This window comes from Streptomyces sp. NPDC050535 (assembly GCF_044457665.1).
Lineage (GTDB): Bacteria > Actinomycetota > Actinomycetes > Streptomycetales > Streptomycetaceae > Streptomyces.
The window spans coordinates 301,246-324,030 of the sequence record NZ_JBITHE010000007.1 but is presented as its reverse complement, the minus strand read 5'-3'; the positions used below and the strand labels follow the sequence as shown (position 1 = coordinate 324,030).

At 70.3% G+C, this 22,785-nt stretch carries 23 protein-coding genes; 11 read left to right on the top strand and 12 right to left on the bottom strand.

Translation table 11 applies throughout. From position 1 onward, the window contains the following. Positions 1-42 precede the first annotated feature (42 nt). Positions 43-627, bottom strand: coding sequence for a DUF1003 domain-containing protein (locus ACIBLC_RS18950; protein WP_399212119.1), 585 nt, complete (start codon positions 625-627; stop codon positions 43-45). Further along, positions 617-1,894: a magnesium transporter MgtE N-terminal domain-containing protein gene (locus tag ACIBLC_RS18945; protein ID WP_399212118.1), complete on the bottom strand. Its 1,278-nt coding sequence runs from the start codon at positions 1,892-1,894 to the stop codon at positions 617-619. The genes ACIBLC_RS18950 and ACIBLC_RS18945 overlap by 11 nt, the downstream gene beginning before the upstream one ends. Positions 1,895-2,069: 175 nt before the next feature. On the opposite strand from ACIBLC_RS18945, the gene ACIBLC_RS18940 reads away from it, so the two are divergent. Then, positions 2,070-2,825, top strand: a complete 756-nt coding sequence (locus tag ACIBLC_RS18940; protein ID WP_399212117.1) for a hypothetical protein — start codon at positions 2,070-2,072, stop codon at positions 2,823-2,825. Positions 2,826-2,831: 6 nt separating this feature from the next. On the opposite strand, the gene ACIBLC_RS18935 is transcribed toward ACIBLC_RS18940, so the two are convergent. Continuing rightward, positions 2,832-3,374, bottom strand: coding sequence for a hypothetical protein (locus ACIBLC_RS18935; RefSeq protein ID WP_399212116.1), 543 nt, complete (start codon positions 3,372-3,374; stop codon positions 2,832-2,834). 25 nt (positions 3,375-3,399) lie between these two features. Beyond that, positions 3,400-4,512 carry a magnesium and cobalt transport protein CorA gene (locus ACIBLC_RS18930; RefSeq protein ID WP_399212115.1) on the bottom strand — a complete coding sequence of 371 codons (1,113 nt, stop codon included), beginning with the start codon at positions 4,510-4,512 and terminating at the stop codon, positions 3,400-3,402. Between the two features lie 607 nt (positions 4,513-5,119). Here ACIBLC_RS18930 and ACIBLC_RS18925 point away from each other — a divergent pair. Then, positions 5,120-5,704 (top strand): suppressor of fused domain protein, encoded by a 585-nt coding sequence (locus ACIBLC_RS18925; protein ID WP_399212114.1) that lies wholly within the window; start codon positions 5,120-5,122, stop codon positions 5,702-5,704. Between the two features lie 51 nt (positions 5,705-5,755). On the opposite strand, the gene ACIBLC_RS18920 is transcribed toward ACIBLC_RS18925, so the two are convergent. Then, entirely contained in the window at positions 5,756-7,045 is a 1,290-nt protein-coding gene (locus ACIBLC_RS18920; RefSeq protein WP_399212113.1) for an MFS transporter, read from the bottom strand. Between the two features lie 194 nt (positions 7,046-7,239). On the opposite strand from ACIBLC_RS18920, the gene ACIBLC_RS18915 reads away from it, so the two are divergent. From ACIBLC_RS18915 to ACIBLC_RS18905, 3 genes are all read left to right on the top strand, one after another. After that, a complete protein-coding gene (locus tag ACIBLC_RS18915) occupies positions 7,240-7,881 on the top strand; it encodes a DUF6758 family protein (RefSeq protein ID WP_399212112.1) in 642 nt (213 codons plus the stop codon). 175 nt (positions 7,882-8,056) lie between these two features. Next, positions 8,057-8,950: a PHP domain-containing protein gene (locus ACIBLC_RS18910; RefSeq protein ID WP_399212110.1), complete on the top strand. Its 894-nt coding sequence runs from the start codon at positions 8,057-8,059 to the stop codon at positions 8,948-8,950. Positions 8,951-9,232: 282 nt separating this feature from the next. Further along, positions 9,233-9,844 carry a MarC family protein gene (locus ACIBLC_RS18905; protein WP_399212109.1) on the top strand — a complete coding sequence of 204 codons (612 nt, stop codon included), beginning with the start codon at positions 9,233-9,235 and terminating at the stop codon, positions 9,842-9,844. 90 nt (positions 9,845-9,934) lie between these two features. Here ACIBLC_RS18905 and ACIBLC_RS18900 read toward each other — a convergent pair whose 3' ends face one another. Continuing rightward, entirely contained in the window at positions 9,935-10,087 is a 153-nt protein-coding gene (locus tag ACIBLC_RS18900) for a hypothetical protein (RefSeq protein ID WP_388669279.1), read from the bottom strand. 215 nt (positions 10,088-10,302) lie between these two features. On the opposite strand from ACIBLC_RS18900, the gene ACIBLC_RS18895 reads away from it, so the two are divergent. Beyond that, a complete protein-coding gene (locus ACIBLC_RS18895; protein ID WP_399212108.1) occupies positions 10,303-11,199 on the top strand; it encodes an NYN domain-containing protein in 897 nt (298 codons plus the stop codon). 56 nt (positions 11,200-11,255) lie between these two features. Here ACIBLC_RS18895 and ACIBLC_RS18890 read toward each other — a convergent pair whose 3' ends face one another. Continuing rightward, positions 11,256-12,131: an alpha/beta fold hydrolase gene (locus tag ACIBLC_RS18890; RefSeq protein ID WP_399212107.1), complete on the bottom strand. Its 876-nt coding sequence runs from the start codon at positions 12,129-12,131 to the stop codon at positions 11,256-11,258. A gap of 368 nt (positions 12,132-12,499) precedes the next feature. Then, positions 12,500-14,632, bottom strand: coding sequence for a DEAD/DEAH box helicase (locus ACIBLC_RS18885; RefSeq protein WP_399212106.1), 2,133 nt, complete (start codon positions 14,630-14,632; stop codon positions 12,500-12,502). A gap of 471 nt (positions 14,633-15,103) precedes the next feature. Between ACIBLC_RS18885 and ACIBLC_RS18880 the strand changes: the two genes are divergently transcribed. Further along, a complete protein-coding gene (locus ACIBLC_RS18880; protein WP_399212105.1) occupies positions 15,104-15,889 on the top strand; it encodes a ferritin-like fold-containing protein in 786 nt (261 codons plus the stop codon). An 84-nt stretch (positions 15,890-15,973) separates the two neighbouring features. On the opposite strand, the gene ACIBLC_RS18875 is transcribed toward ACIBLC_RS18880, so the two are convergent. The 4 genes from ACIBLC_RS18875 to ACIBLC_RS18860 form a co-directional block, all read right to left on the bottom strand. Continuing rightward, positions 15,974-16,243, bottom strand: coding sequence for a hypothetical protein (locus ACIBLC_RS18875; protein WP_399212104.1), 270 nt, complete (start codon positions 16,241-16,243; stop codon positions 15,974-15,976). A gap of 208 nt (positions 16,244-16,451) precedes the next feature. Next, positions 16,452-16,679: a DUF3107 domain-containing protein gene (locus tag ACIBLC_RS18870; RefSeq protein WP_028801993.1), complete on the bottom strand. Its 228-nt coding sequence runs from the start codon at positions 16,677-16,679 to the stop codon at positions 16,452-16,454. Between the two features lie 212 nt (positions 16,680-16,891). Beyond that, the gene (locus ACIBLC_RS18865; RefSeq protein WP_383685544.1) at positions 16,892-17,533 is read right to left on the bottom strand and encodes a TetR/AcrR family transcriptional regulator; all 642 of its coding nucleotides are present in this window, start codon (positions 17,531-17,533) and stop codon (positions 16,892-16,894) included. 168 nt (positions 17,534-17,701) lie between these two features. Then, positions 17,702-17,920, bottom strand: coding sequence for a hypothetical protein (locus ACIBLC_RS18860; RefSeq protein ID WP_399212103.1), 219 nt, complete (start codon positions 17,918-17,920; stop codon positions 17,702-17,704). A gap of 275 nt (positions 17,921-18,195) precedes the next feature. Between ACIBLC_RS18860 and ACIBLC_RS18855 the strand changes: the two genes are divergently transcribed. The 4 genes from ACIBLC_RS18855 to ACIBLC_RS18840 all read left to right on the top strand — a co-directional run bounded on the left by ACIBLC_RS18855 (position 18,196) and on the right by ACIBLC_RS18840 (position 22,782). Beyond that, positions 18,196-19,191, top strand: coding sequence for an alpha/beta fold hydrolase (locus ACIBLC_RS18855; protein WP_399212102.1), 996 nt, complete (start codon positions 18,196-18,198; stop codon positions 19,189-19,191). A gap of 8 nt (positions 19,192-19,199) precedes the next feature. After that, on the top strand, positions 19,200-20,693 hold the full coding sequence (locus ACIBLC_RS18850; RefSeq protein ID WP_399212101.1) for a DUF3152 domain-containing protein: 1,494 nt from the start codon (positions 19,200-19,202) through the stop codon (positions 20,691-20,693). Between the two features lie 56 nt (positions 20,694-20,749). After that, positions 20,750-20,842 (top strand): Ms4533A family Cys-rich leader peptide, encoded by a 93-nt coding sequence (locus tag ACIBLC_RS18845; RefSeq protein WP_365443299.1) that lies wholly within the window; start codon positions 20,750-20,752, stop codon positions 20,840-20,842. A 221-nt stretch (positions 20,843-21,063) separates the two neighbouring features. After that, positions 21,064-22,782, top strand: a complete 1,719-nt coding sequence (locus ACIBLC_RS18840; protein ID WP_399212100.1) for an ABC transporter substrate-binding protein — start codon at positions 21,064-21,066, stop codon at positions 22,780-22,782. Positions 22,783-22,785 lie beyond the last annotated feature (3 nt).

Here is a 22,785-nt window from a genome sequence, read left to right as displayed (position 1 = left end):
GGTCGATGGTACGGGGCTCACCACGGGCTCCGGAAAGCCCCGTCACCGGTCGTCCGTGTCACGTCCCCGGGGCCGCTCCGACGGGAATGCGACGCGGCCGTCCGGACGCCGCTCCTCCATTTCCCTGATCAGGTCCTGGAGCTCGGAGCGGATCCAGTCGCGGGTGGCCACCTCGCCGAGGCCCATGCGCAGCGCGGCGATCTCCCGGGTGAGGTATTCGGTGTCCGCGATCGACCGCTCGTTCTGCTTGCGGTCCTGTTCGAGGTTGACCTTGTCGCGGTCGTCCTGGCGGTTCTGCGCGAGCAGGATCAGCGGCGCGGCGTAGGAGGCCTGGAGCGACAGCATCAGGGTCAGGAAGATGAACGGGTAGTTGTCGAAGCGCAGGTCGCCGGGCGCGAAGATGTTCCACAGCACCCACGCGATGATGACGACCGTCATCCAGACGATGAACCGTCCGGTGCCCAGGAATCGCGCGATCCGCTCCGAGAGCCGTCCGAAGGCCTCCGGGTCCCACTCCGGCAGCAGTCTGCGGCGCGGCGCCTTCGGCTGGTCGAGCCGGGTACGCCCCCGGTTGGTCGCCGTCGCACCGGCGGCGGCGCGCTCGCGCGTCTCGCGCTCAGCCGCCATCGGCCGCCTCCTCGGAGAGGTGGAACTCCGTCTCGCGCCAGTCCTCCGGCAGCATGTGGTCCAGTACGTCGTCCACGGTCACCGCGCCGAGCAGCGAGCCGCTCTCGTCGACGACGGGGGCCGCGACCATGTCGTACGTCGCGAAGAACCCGGCGACGACGGGCAGCGCGGCGTCCGGGGCCAGCGGCGGCAGGTCGTCGTCGACGATCGAGCTGACCAGGGTGTACGGGGGGTCGCGAAGCAGCCGCTGGAAGTGCACGGTGCCCAGGTACTTGCCGGTCGGCGTCTCGTCCGGCGCGCGGCACACGTAGACCTGGGCGGCGAGTGAGGGGGAGAGGTCGGGGTTGCGGACCCGGGCGAGCGCGTCGGCGATCGTCGCGTCGGGCCGCAGCACGATGGGCTCGGTCGTCATGAGCCCGCCTGCGGTCCGCTCCTCGTACGCCATCAGCCGCCGTACGTCGGCGGCGTCGCCGGGGCGCATCAGCATCAGCAGCCGTTCCACGTCGTCCTCGGGCAGTTCGGCGAGCAGGTCGGCCGCGTCGTCCGGGGCCATCGCCTCCAGGACGTCGGCCGCGCGCTCCTCCTTGAGCTTGCTGAGGATCTCGATCTGGTCGTCCTCGGGGAGCTGTTCGAGTACGTCGGCGAGGCGGTCGTCGTCCAGCGCGACGGCCACCTCGCCGCGCCGCTTCGGCGACAGGTGGTGCAGGACGTTGGCGAGGTCGGCCGGGCGCAACTGCTCGAAGGTGGCGAGGAGGCTCTCCGCGCCCTGGCCCTGCTCGTCCAGCGAGAATCCGGTGACGGCGGACCACTCGACGGTCAGGGCTTCGCCCTTGGTGCGCCTGAACGCCCCGCTGCGGCCCTTGCGGACGAAGACGCGGTCGATCTCCCACTCGCGCCGCGCGGGGAGCCGCTGGACGGACACGTCGAGCACCGTCACCTCCTCGTCGCTCTCGACGAGGGTCAGGCGCCGGTCGAGGATCTCGCCGAACACGAGCCGCTCGGTGGGCCGTTGCTCGAAGCGGCGCACGTTGAGGACCCCGGTGGTGATGACCTGGCCGCTCTCGATGCCGGTCACCCGGGTCATCGGCAGGAAGATCCGGCGGCGCGTGGACAGCTCGACGACCAGACCGAGGATCCGGGGCGGCCGCCGTCCCACGCGCAGCATGGCGACCAGGTCCCGTACACGGCCCACCTGATCGCCGTTCGGGTCGAAGACGGCGACGCCGGCGAGGTGCGAGACGAAGATCCGGGGGGCGCCTGCGGCCATGCGTACGCCTCCTGTTCCTGCCGTTATGTCCGCTCGGGTGGGCTTCAGGCTAGCCCGTCCCGATCGGATACGCCCTGGTGGGGGGTCCGGACGGACCCCTTCCGCCGGGCCTGGGAAGCACCGGTACGCTGCCGTACGCCGCCGCCCGGACCCGCGCACGAAAGGCGCCCCACCTGTGACTGCAATTCCCCAGGGCCGTATTCGCAGGGCCACGCTGGTGAGCGCGATGTGCGCACTGGTCGTGACGGGGACAGGGCTGACGGGGTGCGGCGGCGAGGACCCGGACGCGGGCACCAACGGAGTGGGCAAGCTGACCGCCGCCCAGATCCAGACGAAGACGAAGCAGGCGGCCGGGGCCGCGAAGGCGGTACGGCTCGCCGGCACCGTGGTGACCAACGGGACCACCTACACCCTCGACATGCGCCTCAAGGGAGACGGTGGCACCGGGTCGGTCACCTCGAAGAAGTCGACCTTCCGGCTGCTGCGGGTCGGCGAGCACCTCTATCTGAAGGCCGACGCGGACTTCTGGAGCGACCCGGCCGGCTCGGGCGGCACCTCGACGGACACCGACGTCGCCGACAAGCTCAGCAACATGTACGTGAAGGTCCCGACCGACGACCCCGCCTACAAGCGCTTCAGCGGCTTCACCGACAAGGACGTCCTCCTCGACGGGCTGCTGACCCTCCAGGGCGACCTGGCCACCGACGGGTACCACGAGCAGTCCGGCGTCCGCACCTTCCGCATCACCGGCGGCGACGGCTCGGGCGGCTCCCTTGACGTCTCCCTGGAGGGAACGGCGTACCCCCTCCTCCTGGTCCGCGCGGGCAACGCCGGCACCCTCCGCCTCACGGACTGGGGCAAGGACTTCGCCCTGGAGGAGCCCACCAAGAAGGAGACGGTCGACTACGGGCAGGAACTGCCGTCCTCGTAGGCCGAGTCAGGGCCGCCTGCGCTTCTTGAAGAGAAGGCGGGGAAGACCAGCCGGGGCCGGCTGCCGGGTGGTCGCCGGGGTCGGGAGGGGCGGAGCCGAGAGCGAGCCCGCGGGCAGCTCACCGGTCGTGCCCGTCGGCTCCAGCCGGAGCACCCGGCACTCCTGGGCCCAGCGCCCGGTCATGGCCTCGCCGTCGGGAGCGTTCAGACGCTTGCCCTTGAGCTCGGCGACCGCCGCCTCCCACTCCGGGGACGACGGCGTCAGTTCCACGACCTTCGCGGACCAGGCCACCAGACGCCCGCCCTTGTCCTTGCTGCGTACGGTGACGACCGCGCCGCCCCCGTCCACCAGACCCGGCAGCGGCTGCTCGCCGGGCCCGTCGCCGAGCAGACAGGCCGCGCCGTCGTGCCACACGTGCCACAGGGCGCGGGAGGAGGCGGCCGGGCCCTGGGCCTGGAGCACCGGTACAGCGTCGCTCCGGACCCAGATCAGCCCGGACTTCTTGGTGGCCTCCTCGACGAGGGCCTTGTCGAGCAGCTCATCCGTCATGGTGCCAAGACTATCCAGCGCGCCGTCAGAGCCAGCCGTTGCGCTTCAACGTGCGGTGGATCCCCAGGCAGATGACGACCGTGACGCCCAGGATCACCGGATAGCCGTACCGCCAGTGCAGTTCCGGCATGTGCTCGAAGTTCATGCCGTACACACCGCACACCATCGTCGGTACGGCGATGATCGCCGCCCAGGACGTGATCTTGCGCATGTCCTCGTTCTGCGCGACGGACGCCTGCGCGAGGTTGGCCTGAAGGATGGAGTTGAGCAGCTCGTCGAAGCCGATGACCTGCTCCTGGACCCGGGCGAGGTGGTCGGCGACATCGCGGAAGTACTTCTGGATGTCGGGGTCGACCAGCCGCATCGGCCGCTCGCTCAGCAGCTGCATGGGGCGCAGCAGCGGCGACACCGCCCGCTTGAACTCCAGCACCTCACGCTTGAGCTGGTAGATCTGCCCGGCGTCCGTGCCGCGCGGGCTGCCCTTGCGGCCGGGCGAGAAGACCTGGGTCTCGACCTCGTCGATGTCGTCCTGCACGGCGTCCGCGACCGCGATGTACCCGTCGACGACATGGTCGGCGATGGCGTGCAGGACGGCCGAGGGGCCCTTGGCGAGCAGCTCGGGGTCGTCCTGGAGCCGGTGCCGCAGCGCCCGCAGCGACCCCTGCCCGCCGTGCCGGACCGTGATGAAGAAGTCCCGCCCGGTGAAGCACATGACCTCGCCGGTCTCCACGATCTCGCTGGTGGCGGTGAGCTGGTCGTGCTCGACGTAGTGGATGGTCTTGAAGACGGTGAAGAGGGAGTCGTCGTACCGCTCCAGCTTGGGCCGCTGGTGGGCCTGCACCGCGTCCTCGACGGCGAGCGGGTGCAGCCCGAACTCTCCGGCGATACCCGAGAATTCGGCCTCGGTCGGCTCGTGCAGGCCGATCCACACGAAGCCGCCGTCGCGGTGCACCTGACGCATCGCCTGATGCGGCGTGAGGGGCTCTGGGGTCACCACGCGGGCGCCGTCGCGGTAGACGGCGCAGTCGACCACGGCCGAGGGCGTACCGGGGTCGCGGGTGGTGTCGTACGAGCCGCTGTCCTTGCGCAGCGAGGGACGGGGGCGGACCGCGGCACGGAGGTCACGAATCATCGACATGGCAGGCTCCTTCGCAACGGAGGCGGCCGGCGACGGTTGGAACTACCCGGAATGGGGACGTCCTGACTGCGGATGTTTGGCACGTCCACAAAGCGGGGAGCACCGCACCGTCGCGGTGGCAGCTTCGCTACTGATTCGGATCAGGCAGAGCACGTCTCGACCGGACAGATCATGTTCGGATCAACCGGACGGATCACGTGCGGATCAGACGGATCAGGAGGGAACGAAGCGCTCTTCCGTGGTGCACCGGGCAACGCTGACACATATGCACACGTTCGCAGGAGGCGACAGCCAGCAGGACCGGAGAGCCAGCTAACGAACTCAGCGACGGGAAGAGCGGGTAGTACTGCACGGATGACTTCGGTCCATTGCAGCCCCACCTCCTCCGGTCGGTCCCCCGTGAGGGACGATCCACCCCCCGTAGGGGACCCGGCTCCCTCCACATGGGGAGTCGGACAGTTCCCCCGTGAGGGGGAGTCAGCCTCAGTGGGCCGGGACTTGAGAGCGACGCTTCTGCGTGCTGCCCCGGCCAGCGGCCAAGACTAGCAGCGCACCGAAGCGTCAAGGTGCCGCTTTGCCCGCCCCTAACGAGATCTATGCTCGGCTCATGGCTGATGTTCTTCCTCTGGTCGAGGCCCGGTTGCGTTCCGCGCTGGGCGAACCCGACGCCCGGGCCGCGGTCACCTTCCTCGGTACCGACCGCGTCGAAGTGCTGCGCTTCACAGAGGGCGACATCGTCCGCTACGCGACGCTGGGCATGTCCGCCCAGCCGATGGGGGACCCCACGTCGGTGATCGCCGACCCCGTGAAAGGCCCGCGCGCCGAGCTGGTCCTCTCCGTGCGGGCCGGCGCCGCCGACACCGACAAGGTGCTCCGCCCGCTCGCCGTACTGGCCGCGTCTCCGCAGGTCGAGGGCCTGATCGTGGCTCCCGGCGCCTCGCTGGACGTGGGGGAACCCCTCTGGCCCGGCGCGTCCTTCACCTCCGTGCTGGTCGCCGAGCCGGGCGGCCTGGTGGAGGACCTCGACCTGGACGAGCCCGCCGACCCGGTCCGTTTCCTGCCGCTCCTCCCCATGACGCCGAACGAGGCCGCGTGGAAACGCGTGCACGGCGCGGGCGCCCTCCAGGAACGCTGGCTGAACCGCGGGACGGACCTGCGCGATCCGCTGCGCAGGTCCGTCCCGCTGGACTGACGGGTTCCATCCGTTCTGGCTGATACGAGATCAGACCCTGGCCGGAATCAGTCAGTTGGCGAACACGCCGACACTGTCCTCCGTCGCGTGCCGCGGCTCCAGCTCCTCGGCCTCGTGCATGAGCGCGTCCCGTCGTACGAAGACCACCACGGCGCCGATCACCGCGGTGAGGGCCGCGACCACGAACGGGATGTGGATGTCGCTCCACTCCTCGATCTTCGGCGCGAAGTACGGCGCCGCCGCGGCCGCGAACCACCGCACGAAGTTGTACCCGGCGCTCGCCACCGGGCGTGGCGCGTCCGAGACGCCCAGCGCCAGTTCCGTGTAGACGGTGTTGTTCACGCCGATGAACGCGCCGGACAGGATCGTGCAGACGACGGCGGTGGTGTGGCTGCCGTACCCGAGCACGAGCACGTCGGCGGCGAGCAGGACCAGCGAGCCGCCGAGCACCTTCAGCGAGCCGAAGCGGGCCTGCGCGCGCGGGGCCACGATCACCGAGAAGAGGGCGAGCAGCAGGCCCCAGCAGAAGAACACGGCGCCCGACTTGTACGGGGTCATGTCGAGCACGAACGGCGTGAAGGCCAGCACGGTGAAGAACGTGTAGTTGTAGAAGAACGCCGACGCCGCCGCCGAGGCGAGGCCGCCGTGGCCGAGCGCCCGGATCGGGTCGAGCAGTGAGGTCTTGCGCGCGGGCTTCGGCTGCTCCTTGAGGAACACCGTGACGCACAGGAAGCCGATCGCCATCAGGAACGCGGTGCCGAAGAACGGGTAGCGCCAGCTGGCGTTGCCGAGCAGCGCGCCCAGCAGGGGTCCGCAGGCCATGCCGAGGCCCAGGGCCGACTCGTACAGCAGGATCGCCGCGGAACTGCCGCCGGCCGCCGCGCCGACGATGACGGCCAGGGCCGTGGACACGAACAGCGCGTTGCCGAGGCCCCAGCCGGCCCGGAATCCGACGAGTTCGCCGACCGACCCCGACGTGCCGGCGAGGCCCGCGAAGACGACCACGAGCGCGAGGCCCAGCAGCAGGGTCTTCTTGCCGCCGATGCGGCTGGAGACGAACCCGGTCACCAGCATCGCGACCGCGGTGATCAGGAAGTACGAGGTGAAGAGAAGCGAGACCTGGCTGGTGGTGGCGTCCAGGCCCTTGGCGATGGACGGCAGGATCGGGTCGACGAGCCCGATGCCCATGAAGGCGACGACGGACGCCCCGGCGGTCGCCCAGACGGCCTTCGGCTGACGCAGGATGCCGCCGGCTCCGGTGTCGAAGGGGTCGCCGGCCGGGTCCGCTCCGGCGGCTTCTCCCGGGAGTTCTCCGGTGGGTTCTCCTGTGGTGGTGCGCATACGTGGTCCTCGCAGTCCTCGACCAGATCGTTGACGTATACACATAATAAGTTAGGTCAGCTAAATAATGCAAGCTACATCTACTTTTCCCGGACGGCTCCGGGATGACCTCGCGATGACCCCGCGTGAGACGTGCGTGCCGGACGGGTGATCGTCCTTGACGCGGCGAAGGACGGGGAGGACCGTTGGTCTCTATGAGGGGCGAACCCAGTTGCCCGAAGTGTGGTGGCCGGGTCAGGGCTCCCGGCCTCTTTGCCGACTCCTGGCAGTGCGACGCGCACGGCACGGTGCATCCGCTTCAGCCCGTGATCCCGCCCAGCGTCGAGGCCCTCGGCGTGGTGGTGCACCGCGCCCGGGTGCCGGTGTGGATGCCCTGGCCGCTGCCCGTCGGCTGGCTGTTCACCGGCGCAGCCTTCGCCGGTGACGACCGCAGCGGCGGGCGCGCGACCGCCGTCGCCTGCTCGGGCCCCGGACCGCTCGGCGGCACGGGGGAGCTGATCCTGATCGCCGAGGAGCTCGGCGTCGGCCTCGGCGCGCGGTACGGGGGAGTGGACGGGCCCGACCCCGGCCCCTACCTGAGCGTCGAGAAGCCGCCCCAGACGAAGGTCCTCGCGGCCGGCCGCCCCACCCCCCTCTGGCATGTGGCGGGCGCCCCCGGCGACCGCGCCGTCTTCGCCGGTGAGGCGCGCGGGCTGTGGCTGTGGGCGGTCGTGTGGCCCGAACAGTCGGGACTGCTGATGTACGACGAACTGGTCCTGACGGACCTGCGGGACGCGGGCGCCGAGGTGGACCTGCTGCCGTGCGGGGCGCTGTCGCCGCGGATCCTGGAGCCGTAGGGCTGTCCGGCACCCGTCATCGCCCACGGGGTGGACGGGAACCGCCGGGCAGGCCCTGTGCCTCACAGCCGCTTCGTAGGGGGTGCCGCGCAGGTGCGGGTGTGACAGGGGAGGGTCGGATTCCCGTTACCCTTGGGTGTCCTGTTCCGTTCTCTCGCTGTCTGGAGTCCGCGTAGTGCGCATCGACCTGCACGCCCACTCCACCGCGTCCGACGGTACGGACACCCCGGCCGAGCTGGTCCGCAACGCGGGCGCCGCAGGTCTGGACGTCGTCGCGCTGACCGACCACGACACGACCCGCGGGTACGCCGAGGCGATCGACGCGCTGCCCGCCGGGCTGACGCTGGTCACCGGGGCCGAGCTCTCCTGCCGCCTGGACGGCATCAGCATGCACATGCTGGCCTACCTCTTCGACCCCGAGGAGCCCGCCCTGCTCGCCGAGCGCGAGCTCGTACGGGACGACCGGGTGCCGCGTGCCCGGAGCATGGTCGCCCGGCTCCAGGAGCTCGGCGTGCCGATCACCTGGACGCAGGTGGCGCGCATCGCCGGCGCCGGCTCGGTGGGACGGCCGCACATCGCCTCCGCCCTGGTCGAGACCGGAGTCGTGGCGACCGTGAACGACGCCTTCACCGAGCAGTGGCTCTCCGACGGCGGCCGGGCCTTCGTCGAGAAGCACGAGACCGACCCCTTCGAGGCGATCCGGCTGGTCAAGGGCGCGGGCGGCGTCACCGTCTTCGCGCATCCGGCCGCCGCCAAGCGGGGCCGGACCGTGCCGGACTCCGCCATCGCGGAGCTCGCCGCCGTGGGGCTCGACGGCATCGAGGTCGACCACATGGACCACGAACCGGCCACCCGGGCGCGGTTGCGCGGACTGGCCGCCGAGTTGGGGCTGCTGACCACCGGGTCCAGCGACTACCACGGCAGCCGCAAGACGTGCGGGCTCGGGGACTTCACCACCGATCCCGAGGTGTACGGGGAGATCGTCCGGCGGGCCACCGGGGCGTTCCCGGTGCCTGGCGCGGGCGGAGCAAGCGGAATGGGCGGAGTGGGCGGAACGCGGGGCGCGTAACCGCCTCTGCGCGGTCGCGCCTCCGCGCCGCGTCGCCTGAACTTCCCGGCCGCGCCTCCGTGGGCGCGGTACCTGAACTTCCTGGTCGTGCCCCCGTGGGTACGTCGCCTCTTCTGCCTGGTCGCGCCTCCGTGGGCGCGGTACCTGAACTTCCTGGTCGTGCCCCGTGGGCGCGCGCCTCTCCTGCCCGGTCGTGCCTCCGAGCGCGTCGTCCTCTCCTCCGAGTCGCGCCTCCAAGGCGTGCTTTCTCCCCTGCCTCTCCGATACCGCAAGGCCTCACCCATGTTCGACGTCGCCGTCTTCGGCTCCCTTTTCCTCACCCTCTTCGTGATCATGGATCCCCCCGGGATCACCCCGATCTTCCTCGCGCTCACCGCGGGCCGCCCCGCCAAGGTGCAGAAACGCATGGCCTTTCAGGCCGTCTGCGTGGCCGGCGGAGTGATCACCGTCTTCGGGCTGCTCGGGCACCAGATCCTGGACTACCTGCACGTGTCCGTGCCCGCGCTGATGATCGCGGGCGGCCTGCTGCTCCTGCTGATCGCCCTCGACCTGCTGACCGGCAAGACCGACGAGCCCAAGCAGACCAAGGACGTCAACGTCGCCCTCGTACCGCTGGGCATGCCGCTGCTCGCGGGTCCCGGCGCGATCGTGTCGGTGATCCTCGCCGTACAGAAGGCCGACAGCGTCGCCACGCAGGTGTCCGTGTGGGCCGCCATCCTCGCCATCCACGTCGTGCTGTGGATCGTGATGCGCTACTCGCTGGTGATCATCCGTGTCATTAAGGACGGCGGCGTGGTGCTGGTGACGCGGCTCGCGGGCATGATGCTGTCGGCGATCGCGGTGCAGCAGATCATCAACGGGGTCACGCAGGTGATCCAGGGGAGCGGGAGCTGACGGGCCCCTGGGGGAGCCGTTGGTATACACAGAGCCCCGTACGGCATGTGTGCCGTACGGGGCTCTGAAGTGTGAGTTGGTGTCCGCGCGTTATGAAGCGGACGAGTCGGCCGGGCGGATCCAGAGGCGCTGTCCTGTGGCTGCGGCCTGCTGAACGATCCGGTTGACGGAGGCGGCGTCTACAACGGTGCTGTCCACGGCTGTTCCGTCGACGTCGTCGAGTCGCATGATTTCGAAGCGCAAGGGCTTCTCCCTTCGTCTGGTCATCCTCCTGAGGAGAACTACTTGTGAGTGGCACGAGGGGCGTCTGCGTCCCTCGCTCTCTACGGATTCAACGGGGTGCGTGTTACAAACATTCCCTACGCTAAGGAAATTCTTCGAGAAGCTAACTACTTGCGGGTAGTGGACTGATCGGGACCGGTTGTGTTCGAAGCGTGACCGCCGGGACAATGGAGGCGATGAACGAAGACCTCGAGGCGCTCGGCGCCCGCATCGACCGCACGAACGAGCTGCTTCAGCGCATGCTCGCCGAGGTGGCGAAGACGCCCTCGACCCACGCGATCTTCGTCGACGCCGGGTATCTCTACGCGGCCGCCGGACGGCTGGTCGCCGGGACCGAGGACCGTCGCTCCTTCGACCTGGACACCGAAGGTCTCATCGAGGCGCTCATCGACCGGGCCCGCACGATCTTCGCCGACAGCAGGCTGCTGCGCGTGTACTGGTACGACGGCGCCCGGCGCCGCATCCACACCGCGGAACAGCAGTCGATCGCCGAACTGCCGGACGTGAAGGTGCGGTTGGGCAATCTAAACGCCAACAACCAGCAGAAGGGCGTCGACTCGCTCATCAGGTCCGACCTGGAGTCCCTCGCCCGGCACCGCGCCATCAGTGACGCCGCGCTGCTCGGCGGCGACGAGGACCTGGTGTCGGCGGTCGAGGCCGCGCAGGGATACGGCGCGCGGGTCCACCTGTGGGGCATCGAGGCGCCGGAGGGCCGCAACCAGGCCGAGCCGCTGCTCTGGGAGGTCGACAGCCAGCGCACCTTCGACCTCGACTTCTTCAAGCCGTACGTGGCCCGGCGGACCGCCGCGACGTACGACCCGGCGGCGGCGGTCCGGCCCACGCGCGAGGACGTGCGGTTCGTGGGCGCGCAGGTCGCCGCGAAGTGGCTGGCGGCGCGGGGGCGGGAGGCGCTGGTGGAGCTGTTGCCCGGGCATCCGTATCTGCCCGGCTCGGTCGACCAGGATCTGCTGGTCGAGGCCGAGGGGCTGTTGCAGTACTCCCTGCGGGGGCAGGCGGATCTGCGGCGGGCGTTGCGGGACGGGTTCTGGGAGCATCTTCGGGCGCAGTACTAGGGCTGCGGGCTGCCCAGGTATTGGCCGTGGCTGGACTGGGCTGGGCTGGTGGGGGCCTAGTCCAAGGGGTGGATGGTGTTCCAGAAGTCCGCCAGGGCGCGGGCCGTTTCGCGGGGCCGGTCCGTGTTCGGGGAGTGCTCCGATCCGTGTACGACCGTGCGGCGCGCGTCCAGGCGTACGGCCATGTCGTCGAGGAGCGGGAGCGGCCAGGTGTTGTCCTCGTCGCCGGACAGGACGTGCTTCGGCAGGGGGAGCGCGGCGAGTTCGGCGACCCGGTCGGGTTCGGTGCACAACTGGCGGCCGGTCGCGATGAGCTGGGCCGGGCTGTTGCCGAGCCAGCGGCGCCGTAGGTCGGCGCGGTCGTCGAGCCCCGTGTCCAGGTCGCCGGTGTCGGTGTCCTCGGGGGGTTCCATCGCCTGGATGGCTTCCCAGACCTGGGCCAGGTCCATGACCGCGAGGGCGTCGCGGAGCAGTTTGGCGCGCTGCTGCTGGGAGGGGGAGATCTCGGCCGGGCCCGAGGAGATGAGCGTGAGAGAGACGAACGGCGTCGGGTTCAGGAGGACGGCCGCGCGGGCGATCTGGCCGCCGAGGGAGTGGCCGACGAGGTGTACGGGGGTGCCGATGGCGTCCGCCTGTGCGAGTACGTCTCTCGCCAACTCGCCCTGTGCGTAAGCCGATTCGTTGTCCCGTGGGCCGGGGGACTCGTGCTGGCCTCGGCCGTCCACCGCCACCGTGCGGTAGCCGTCCGCTGCGAGGGGCTCGTGCAGGGAGATGAAATCCTCCTTGCTGCCGGTGAAACCCGGGAGCAGGAGGACGGTTCCCTTTCGCGTGCCCCGCGGGGTGGCTTCCAGCGCGGCGAAGTCGCCGCGGGCGGTGTGGAGGCGGTGGGCCTTTACGCCGGGGGGTGGGGTGAAGGTGGCGGGCCTGCTCATGGGGTGAGGTTATCCGGCGGGGGTTGGGGTGGGTGGGGTGGCCCCGGTGGGGCGCTGTGTGTCGGTGGTCGCCGCGCGTTGGTCGTCGGGGGCCGTCGCTGGTCGTCGGTGGCCGTCGGTGGGTCGGGGCCGGGGGCCGGTACATCCGCCCGTCGCCTGATGGGCACTTTGGTGTGTCGTATGGCGGGGGGCGGTGTGACCACGTACGCGACGGGCATTTGATGTACCGGCCCCCGGCCCCTTCCGTCGTCTTTCGGCTGCGGGTGTCGTGGGCACCACTCGTCGCGCGTGTCCATGGCCCAGCTCTGCCGCGAATGCCGATGGCCCGGCCCCTGTGGAGGGGTCGGGCCATCGGATCTGGCTGGTGATCAGCCCTCGGTGGGCTCCGCGGTGGCCGTGGTGGCGGCCTTGCGGGTGCGGCGGCGGGGCTTCGGCTCGGGGGTCTCGGCCGACTGGGCCGGGATGTCGGCTTCGGTGGCCGGGGTGGCCTTCGCCTTGGGGGTGCGGGTGCGACGCGGCTTGGTCGGGGCCTCGGTGGTGGCCTCTGCCGGGATGTCGGCCTCGACGGTCGCCGCGGTGGTCTTGCGGGTGCGGCGGCGCGGGGCCGCGGGCTCCTCCGCCGTCTGGGCCGGGATGTCGGCTTCGACGGGTGCGGTGGCTGCGGCCTTGCGGGTGCGGCGGCGCGGCTTGGCCTCTGTGGCTTCGGCGGTGTCCAGGGCGGCCTCGGCGGTCGCGTCCGGGGTGGCCTCGGCCTTGGGGGCCGCGGCCTTGCGGGTGCGACGCGGCTTGGTCGGGGCCTCGGTGGTGGCCTCTGCCGGGATGTCGGCCTCGACGGTCGCCGCGGTGGTCTTGCGGGTGCGGCGGCGCGGGGCGGGGGTCTCGGCGGCGGTCTCCGTGATGGCGACCGCCTCGGCCACTACGGACTCGGCCGTGGCCTCCACCGTGTCCGCGTGCTTGCGGGTGCGGCGGCGGCGCGGCTTGGCCGGCTCGTCCGTGACGCCCTCGGCCGTGGCCACGGCGGTCTCCGCGGGCTCGGGCGACAGCTCGGTGACGGTCTCGGTCACGGCGACCGGGTCCGACGCGCCGCGTGTACGGCGACGGCGGCGCGGGGTGCGCGGCTCGCTCGTCGTGGGTGCCTCGGCGGACTCGGTCGTCACCTCGGGAGAGGTGGACGTCTCGTCCATCGGGGCGCCGTTGCGCGTACGACGGCGGTTGCGCGGCGTACGGGCCGGGCGCTCCCGGTCACGCTCGGCGGCCGGAGCCGGGGCGGCGGAACGGCCGCCTCGGCCGCGCGGACCGCCACGGCCGCCGGTCTCGCCGAGGTCCTCGACCTGCTCGGCCGAGAGGCCGGCGCGGGTGCGCTCGGCGCGTGGCAGGACACCCTTGGTACCGGCCGGGATCTTCAGCTCCTCGAAGAGGTGCGGGGACGTGGAATACGTCTCCGGCGGGTCCGGGAAGCCGAGTTCCAGCGCCTTGTTGATGAGCTGCCAGCGCGGGATGTCGTCCCAGTCGACGAGCGTGACGGCGATGCCCTTGGCACCCGCGCGGCCGGTGCGGCCGATGCGGTGCAGGTACGTCTTCTCGTCCTCGGGGGACTGGTAGTTGATGACGTGGGTGACACCCTCGACGTCGATGCCGCGGGCGGCGACGTCGGTGCAGACGAGGACGTCGACCTTGCCGTTGCGGAAGGCGCGCAGCGCCTGCTCACGGGCGCCCTGGCCGAGGTCGCCGTGGACCGCGCCGGAGGCGAAGCCGCGCTGCTGGAGCTGGTCGGCGAGGTCCGCCGCCGTCCGCTTGGTGCGGCAGAAGACCATCGCGAGGCCGCGGCCGTCGGCCTGCAGTATGCGGGCGACGAGCTCCGGCTTGTCCATGTTGTGCGCGCGGTAGATGTACTGCGCGGTGTTCGCGACCGTCGCGCCCTCGCCGTCGGGCGAGGTGGCGCGGATGTGCGTGGGCTGCGACATGTAGCGACGCGCGAGGCCGATGACCGCGCCCGGCATCGTCGCCGAGAACAGCATCGTCTGACGGCGGGCCGGCAGCATGTTCATGATCTTCTCGACGTCGGGCAGGAAGCCCAGGTCGAGCATCTCGTCGGCCTCGTCCAGGACGAGCGCCCTGATGTGCTTGAGGTTGAGCTTCTTCTGGCCCGCGAGGTCCAGGAGGCGTCCGGGGGTGCCGACGATCACGTCGACGCCCTTCTTGAGGGCCTCGACCTGCGGCTCGTACGCCCGGCCGCCGTAGATCGCGAGAACGCGTACGTTGCGGACCTTGCCCGCGGTCAGCAGGTCGTTCGTCACCTGCTGGCACAGCTCGCGCGTCGGGACGACGACGAGGGCCTGCGGGGCGTCGGTGAGCTGCTCCGGCTGTGCCCGGCCCGCCTCGACGTCCGCGGGGACGGTGACGCGCTCGAGCAGCGGGAGGCCGAAGCCCAGCGTCTTGCCGGTGCCGGTCTTGGCCTGGCCGATGACGTCGCTGCCGGAAAGGGCGACGGGGAGCGTCATCTCCTGGATGGGGAAGGGGGTGATGATGCCGACGGCCTCAAGGGCCTCAGCTGTCTCGGCAAGGATTCCGAGGTCTCGAAAAGTGGTAGTCAGGGTGCTGCCTGTTCTGTGTACGCAGTACGAGGCGAGCGCGGGGGGCCGAGTCGGGACCGTGCCGGGGACGTCGGCCGCTCTTACGGGCGGGCCGAGTGGCATGGGACTACTGCCGACGCTCGAGCTCTCGTACCACTGAGGGTTCCCTCCGGGTGTCGTACGCAATGCGCCGTACCGACGTGGAGGGCTGTCGGGTCGGAGCCGATCGGGCCTCCGACCGGGCATCCTCATTCATGCGGCCCGTCGAATAGTCGCCGGGCGCATTACCACCATACCTCGGAATCGCGCATATGCGTTGGCCGATTTGGTCACGTAGTGGTCGTCACACTGATTGACCAGGGACTTCCGTGTTGCGGCGAGCGGGCTATTGTGCGCTTCATGACGACGCCCGACAACTCCGCTGACACCCCCGCCGAGGCCGTGGCGGACACCGCTTCCGCAGTCACGGACGACACCACTCCCGCGGCGACCGGAATCGCCGCCCAGACCTGGGAGACCGCCTCCGTGGACCCGCAGTACCGGGCCGCGGTCGTGGACCTGCTCGGAGCTCTCGCGTACGGCGAGCTGGCGGCGTTCGAGCGGCTCGCGGAGGACGCCAAGCTGGCGCCCACGCTGGGCGACAAGGCCGAGCTGGCGAAGATGGCGTCGGCCGAGTTCCACCACTTCGAGCGGTTGCGGGACCGGCTCTCCGCGGTCGGCGTGGACGCGACGCAGGCGATGGAGCCGTTCGTCGCCGCGCTCGACGGCTTCCACCGGCAGACCGCGCCCTCGGACTGGCTGGAGGGACTCGTCAAGGCCTACGTCGGCGACTCGATCGCCAGTGACTTCTACCGCGAGGTCGCGGCCCGTCTCGACTCGGACACCCGCGGCCTCGTGCTCGGCGTCCTCGACGACACCGGGCACGCGAGCTTCGCCATCGAGAAGGTGCGCGCCGCGATCGACGCGGAGCCGCGGGTCGGCGGCCGGCTCGCGCTGTGGGCGCGACGGCTGATGGGCGAGGCCCTGTCCCAGTCGCAGCGGGTGGTCGCCGAGCGCGACGCTCTGTCGACCATGCTCGTGGGCGGCGTCGCGGACGGGTTCGACCTCGCGGAGGTCGGCCGGATGTTCTCCCGGATCACCGAGGCGCACACCAAGCGGATGGCGGCGCTGGGGCTGGCGGCCTAACGCCGCCTCGCGCGGCGCCGTTCGGCCCGGCCCGCCCTGTGCGGTGGGTCGCGCGGCGCCCTGCCAAGTGGGTCGCGCGGCGGGTCACGCCGTCGCCGAGCGGCGGCGAAATCCCTCCGCCGGGCGCAGCAGCAGGGAGAGCGACGCGGTGCAGACCGCGACGGCGCCGACCAGGATCACCAGCAGGTTGGCGGCGCCCAGCGCGGTGTGCGTCAGGAAGGCGCCGAACAGGGCTCCGGCGACGCCTGTCGGCAGAACCATCCGGCGGCTCGGGAGGCGGTGCGGCAGGCGGTACAGGGCCGCCCACGCCAGTGCCAGACCGAGCATCGCGGAGCCGAGCGTTTCCAAGAGCATGGTGGGGGTCCCTCCCGCACGGCCGGTGCAATTCGGTCGTAGCCCGTCCTACCCCTGACGTGCGGAATACAATCCTCCTCTGTGGTGGATCTGTGCTCCATCTGTGCTCAACACCTGAGCTGAACAGTGGTATTCGGCCATCGGCCGGCCAACGGGAAGGGGCCCGGTGGCAACTGCCACCGGGCCCCTTCCCGTCTGCTCGCCCGAACTACAGCGCGCTGAATCCCACCTTGCGCTGCGTGGGCTCGCCGAGCTCCACGTACGCGAGGCGGTCGGCCGGAACCAGGACCTTGCGGCCGTGGTCGTCCACGAGGCTCAGCAGCTGCGACTTGCCCGCAAGCGCCTCGGACACCGCGCGCTCGACCTCTTCCGGGGTCTGACCGCTCTCCAGAACGATCTCGCGGGGCGCGTGCTGCACGCCGATCTTGACCTCCACGGCTTTGTCCCTCCGACGGTCAGTGATGTGCGCGTGTGTCCGCGCTGTACGCAGGACACATTAGCCCGGTGAGGGGACGCGCACGCTCCGCCCGAGAACGCCAGGAGCGAACAGCCGACGGGAACAAAGAAGCGGCCGAGGGGTACGCCCCCCGGCCGCCTGCTCCGTGTCAGTGGTGATCGCCGCCGTCTCAAGTGGTGAGCGGCGCCCTGTCAGTGGTGATCGGTGCCGTGCAGCGGGAATCCCGCGATGCCCCGCCAGGCCAGCGAGGTCAGCAACTGGACCGCCTGGTCGCGCGGGACGCTGCGGTCGCTGTGCAGCCAGGACCTGGCCACCACCTGGGCCAGGCCGCCGAGGCCGGAGGCGAGGAGCATCGACTCGGCCCGCGAAAGGCCGGTGTCCTCCGCGATGACGTCGCAGATCGCCTCGGCGCACTCGTGCGTCACCTTGTCGACGCGCTCGCGGACCGCGGGCTCGTTCGTCAGGTCGGACTCGAAGACCAGCCGGAAGGCGCCGCCGTCGTCCTCGACGTACGCGAAGTAGGCGTCCATCGTCGCGCGTACCCGCAGCTTGTTGTCCGTGGTGGACGCGAGTGCCGTCCGTACGGACTGGAGCAGCGACTCGCAGTGCTGGTCCAGCAGTGCGAGGTACAGGTCGAGCTTGCCCGGGAAGTGCTGGTAGAGAACCGGCTTGCTGACGCCCGCGCGCTCGGCGATGTCGTCCATGGCGGCCGAGTGGTACCCCTGCGCAACGAACACTTCCTGGGCGGCGCCGAGGAGCTGGTTGCGTCGGGCACGGCGCGGCAGGCGAGTGCCCCGCGGGCGTGCTGCCTCTGTCTGCTCGATGGCTGTCACGCCGCCTCCCAAAATTGTCCACATGCGGTGAGCGCCGCCCCGCCATCGTACTTTTCGGTAACCGTGGTGTGCGCGGTGCGAGCGCACAATTTCACGTACCGGACGCGGAGCGATAACGGCACAGACAGTGCCGTACGGGGGTGAGGTGGGCGCGTCACCCGAAGGCCGTCACCGGTAGTCGTCCTCGTCGAGTTCCACGACTCTCGCCTGCTCGGCCAGGTCTCCCTCGTCCGCGTTGGCGGGGTCGCCGACCGTCGTGGGGTCGTCCTTCCCTGTTTCCAGGCCCGTGCGCTGTTCGGCCGCGTCGGCCTCGGGGGCCTCCGGCGCGAGTTCCTCGGGCTCGTCCTCGTTCGCGAAGGTCTCGGGGTCCGTGGGGTCGACTGTCATGATTCCTCTTCCCGAGTGGTGCGCGTGCGCTCTGTTACGAGATTCGCTCCTGTACGGGATACGAGTGCCCTCGTCTGAGCCTAGGAGACACCCGATCGGGGCGCGATGCGATCCGTTCGCCGTTCGCCGTGCGCGAGCGATCTGTGACACCGAAGACACGAGGGTGCCGAATGGCTCGCGATCCATGGCGTCAATTGCTCGCAATCCGTGACATCGAACGGATCTGTGACGGCGAACACACGAACCACTGCGTGATCGTCTCGTAACATTGCCGCATGTCTTCGACCGAGCTGCCCTCCGTGCTGGCCACCACTGTCACACCGAAGGTCGGCGCTGTCAGGGTCGCGGAGGGGGAGCGCCTGAGATCGGTCGGCCTGCCCGGGATCACGCTGACGGTGCGGTCGAGGCCGCCGGCGCGCGACGGACTGCCGCCCGCGTTGTACGTGCACGGCCTGGGCGGTTCCTCGCAGAACTGGTCGGCGCTGATGCCGCTCCTCGACGAGCTCGTGGACAGCGAGGCCATCGACTTGCCGGGCTTCGGGGACTCGCCGCCACCGGACGACGGGGACTACTCGGTCACCGGGCACGCGCGCGCGGTCATCCGTTACCTGGACGCGTCCGGGCGCGGCCCCGTGCACCTCTTCGGCAACTCGCTCGGCGGCGCCGTCACCACGCGCGTGGCGGCCGTACGGCCCGATCTCGTCCGCACGCTCACCCTGGTCGCGCCCGCGCTGCCGGAGCTCCGCGCGCAGCGCACCGCGTGGCCGACCGTGCTGATCGCGCTGCCCGGGGTGGCGGGGCTGTTCACCAAACTCACCAAGGACTGGAGCGCCGAGCAGCGCGTACGCGGGGTCCTCGCGCTCTGTTACGGGGACCCTGGCATGGTCACGCCCGACGGTTTCAACGAGGCGGTCGAGGAGATGGAGCGGCGGCTCGCCCTCCCGTACTTCTGGGACGCCATGGCACGGTCGGCGCGCGGCATCGTGAACGCGTACACGCTGGGCGGCCAGCACGGGCTCTGGCGCCAGGCCGAGCGGGTTCTCGCCCCGGCACTTCTCATCTACGGCGGCCGTGACCAGCTCGTCAGCTTCCGCATGGCCCAGCGCGCGGCCCGCGCCTTCCGGGACTCCCGGCTCCTGACATTGCCGGACGCGGGGCATGTCGCGATGATGGAGTACCCGGAGACCGTGGCCACGGCTTTCCGTGAACTCCTCGTGGACTCCGGCGAGTTGGCGCCTTCGTCGGCGACCACCGGCAGTGCGGGAAGCTGAGGCGCGGCGTGGGACGTCATAGTCGTCGGGGGCACGCCGACGAGAGGGTCGACAAGCCCGGGAAGTCTGGGAAGCCCGGGCAGGTCGACGGTGTCGGCAGGGCTTCCGCCGTTTCCGGTGCCCCCGGCACTTCGGGAGCTTCGGGAGCTTCGGGCACCTCAGGCAGGGATGCCGCGGCGCCGGTGGCCGGTCCTGGCGCCCTCGGTCCGACGCCGCCGACCGGCAGGACGCCGGCCCGCGGGAACCCGCGGCTCCCGGACGGGACTCCGGCGCACGGTGTGCCCCGCCTTCCGGACGGGACCCCGACCCGTGGTGTGCCCCGCCTCCCCGACGGGACGCCCGCGCATGGCGTCCCCCAGGTGCGTGGCGGTCATCCCGAGACGCGCGAACCGGGCGGTGCCTGGGGGCAGTTGATGTCCGGCGCTTCCTCGGGCGTGGCGGCAGGTGCTCCGCAGGGCGGTCAGCCCGGGTATCACGGGCCCCGGATACCGCCACAGCGTTACATGTCCGCGCCGGGGGCCCGGCAGGCCTACCTCGACGCCTTCGGGGGTGAACCCGACGAGGACGACGACCTCTTCGCGCCCCGCACCGGCGCCCCGCACCGAGAGGACCCCTACGCCTCCGTGACCGACTGGGACACGGAGGCCGACGAGAAGCCGCTGCCCGAGGTCGAGGAGCCGGACAAGGGCAAGGGCGGCAAGGGACGGACGTTCACCGGGATCGCGGCGGCAGCCGTCACCACCGTGCTCGCCGTCGTGGTGGCCGGACAGGTGGCGAGCGGGCGGGAGGACAGCGGGCGCGAGGACACCGGCGTACGCGCGCAGGCCAACGGCGGAGGAGAGCGCGCCGCCCTGGACGCCTCGGGGGCACCGGCCCCGTCGACGACACCGAGTGCGGCGGCGCTGACGTACGCCGAGAAGATGGACAAGAAGTACCCGCTCGGTGCGAAGCTCAGTGGATCGGGGGAGTTCGACGCGGTCCGCGGGCTCGCCAAGGCGCCGGGCAAGGGGCAGAAGTACACCTATCGCGTCGACGTGGAACAGGGGCTCGGTCTCGATGCCCCGCTCTTCGCACAGGCCGTGCAGAAAACCCTGAACGACGACCGGAGCTGGGCCCACGACGGAGGCCGTACCTTTGAGCGGATTTCCTCCGGGAAGCCCGACTTCGTGATTACGCTGGCGAGCCCGGGAACGACCGCGGAATGGTGTGCCAGGTCCGGACTCGACACGACCGAGGACAATGTGTCGTGCGACTCGGCGTCGACGGAACGCGTCATGATCAACGCGTACCGCTGGGCGCAGGGGTCCGAGACCTATGGTGACAAAATGCTGGCATACCGGCAGATGCTGATCAATCATGAGGTGGGTCACCGGCTCGGATACGGCCACGTCACCTGCGACAAGGACGGCGAACTCGCCCCCGTGATGCAGCAGCAGACCAAATTCCTCGACCATGACGGGATCCACTGCAAGGCCAACCCATGGGCGTATCCCGGGAGTTGATCGACGTCTCAGGGGTCACATTGACATGCGGCGAAAGTTCGTTCATATTTTTCCGCATGTCGCCTCGTCACGTCTCCGCTCGCGCCGCCATTGAGCTGGCGCTGATCGGCGTGACCGCGCTCTGCGTGGCCGACATTCTCTGTCGCTGACGCCCGCCTCTGTCGCGCGCGTCGGTGCTTTTTCCCCCTCCGGGCTCCCGGAGGTCCTGTCCGGGTTCTCCCCGGATTCGGTCCGGTGAATCATCGATGAAACACCGGTGAACAGGCGTTTCCGGAATTCGGCGTGCCGCAGGGGCGATTTCCGCGGCTGTTCCTGCCCGCCGCGACGTCGTCGCGCGGCATTCTCCGAATTACCTGAGGGGTCTCTTCCCATGCGTCAACCGTCCGTCATAGCGCGCCGAGTGGCCGCCGTATCCGTCAGCCTCGCCGTGGCAGCGGGTGCCGCCGCCTGCGGGCCTGAGGACAACGATGCCAACGCGGGCGGCGGCGACGCCAAGCCGCAGAAGGGCGGCACGCTGACCGTCCTGAACTCGAACCCGCAGAGCGACTTCGACCCCGCGCGGCTCTACACCTCCGGCGGCGGCAACGTCCCCTCCCTCGTCTTCCGTACGCTCACCACGCGCAACCGCGAGGACGGCGCCGCCGGCGCCGAGGTCGTCCCCGACCTCGCCACGGACACGGGCCGCCCGAGCGAGAACGCGACCGTGTGGACGTACACCCTGAAGAAGGGCCTCAAGTACGAGGACGGGACCCCGATCACGTCCGCCGACATCAAGTACGGCATCGAGCGCTCCTTCGCCGCCGAACTGTCCGGCGGCGCGCCCTACTTGAGGGACTGGCTGATCGGCGGCGCCGACTACGAGGGCCCGTACAAGGACAAGAAGGGCCTCGACTCGATCGAGACGCCGGACGACCTGACCATCGTCTTCCGCCTCAACAAGCCCGAGGGCGAGTTCCCCTACCTCGCCACGCAGACCCAGTTCTCGCCCGTCCCGGCGGCCAAGGACAAGGGCACGAAGTACGAGGAGCACCCGGTCTCCTCGGGCCCGTACAAGGTCGTCTCGAACGAGAACGACGGCGAGCGGCTGGTCCTGGAGCGGAACACGTACTGGTCCGCCTCGACCGACGCCGAGCGCAAGGCCTACCCGGACAGGATCGACGTGAAGTCGGGGACCGACTCCTCGGTCATCAACCAGCGGCTGTCCTCGTCCCAGGGTGCGGACGCCGCCGCCGTCACCACGGACACCAACCTCGGCCCGGCCGAACTCGCCAAGGTCACCGGCGACAAGGAACTCGCCGCACGCGTCGGCACCGGACACTTCGGTTACACCAACTACATCGCCTTCAACCCGAAGGTGAAGCCGTTCGACGATCCGAAGGTGCGGGAGGCGATCTCGTACGCCGTCGACCGTACGTCGGTGATCAACGCGGCGGGCGGTTCCTCGCTGGCGGAGGCCGCGACCACGTACCTGCCGGACCAGGAGTCCTTCGGCTACACGGCGTACGACCACTTCCCGGCGGGTGCCTCGGGCAACCCGGAGAAGGCCAAGGAGCTGTTGAAGGAGGCCGGTTACGCGAACGGGCTCACGGTGACGCTCACGCACTCCAACGCCCAGGACTTCGAGACCAGCCCGGAGATCGCGACCGCCATCCAGGACGCCCTGAAGAAGGCCGGGATCACCGTCAAGCTCGAGGGTCTCGAGGACAACGACTACAGCGACAAGATCCACGGCGCCAAGACCGAGCCCGGCTTCTTCCTCGCCCACTGGGGTGCCGACTGGCCCTCCGGCGGCCCCTTCCTCGCTCCGATCTTCGACGGTCGGCAGATCGTCGAGGACGGCGCCAACTTCAACACCGGCTTCCTCAACGACAAGTCGGTCAATGCCGAGATTGACGCGATCAACAAGTTGACCGATCTTGACGAGGCCGCCAAGCGCTGGGGTGCACTCGACAAGAAGATCGGCGAACAGGCGCTCACCGTGCCGCTGTTCCACCCCGTCTACAAGCGGCTGTACGGCAAGGACATCAAGAACGTCGTGATCAGCGACTGGACCGGTGTGCTGGACATCTCCCAGGTCGCGGTGAAGTAGCGC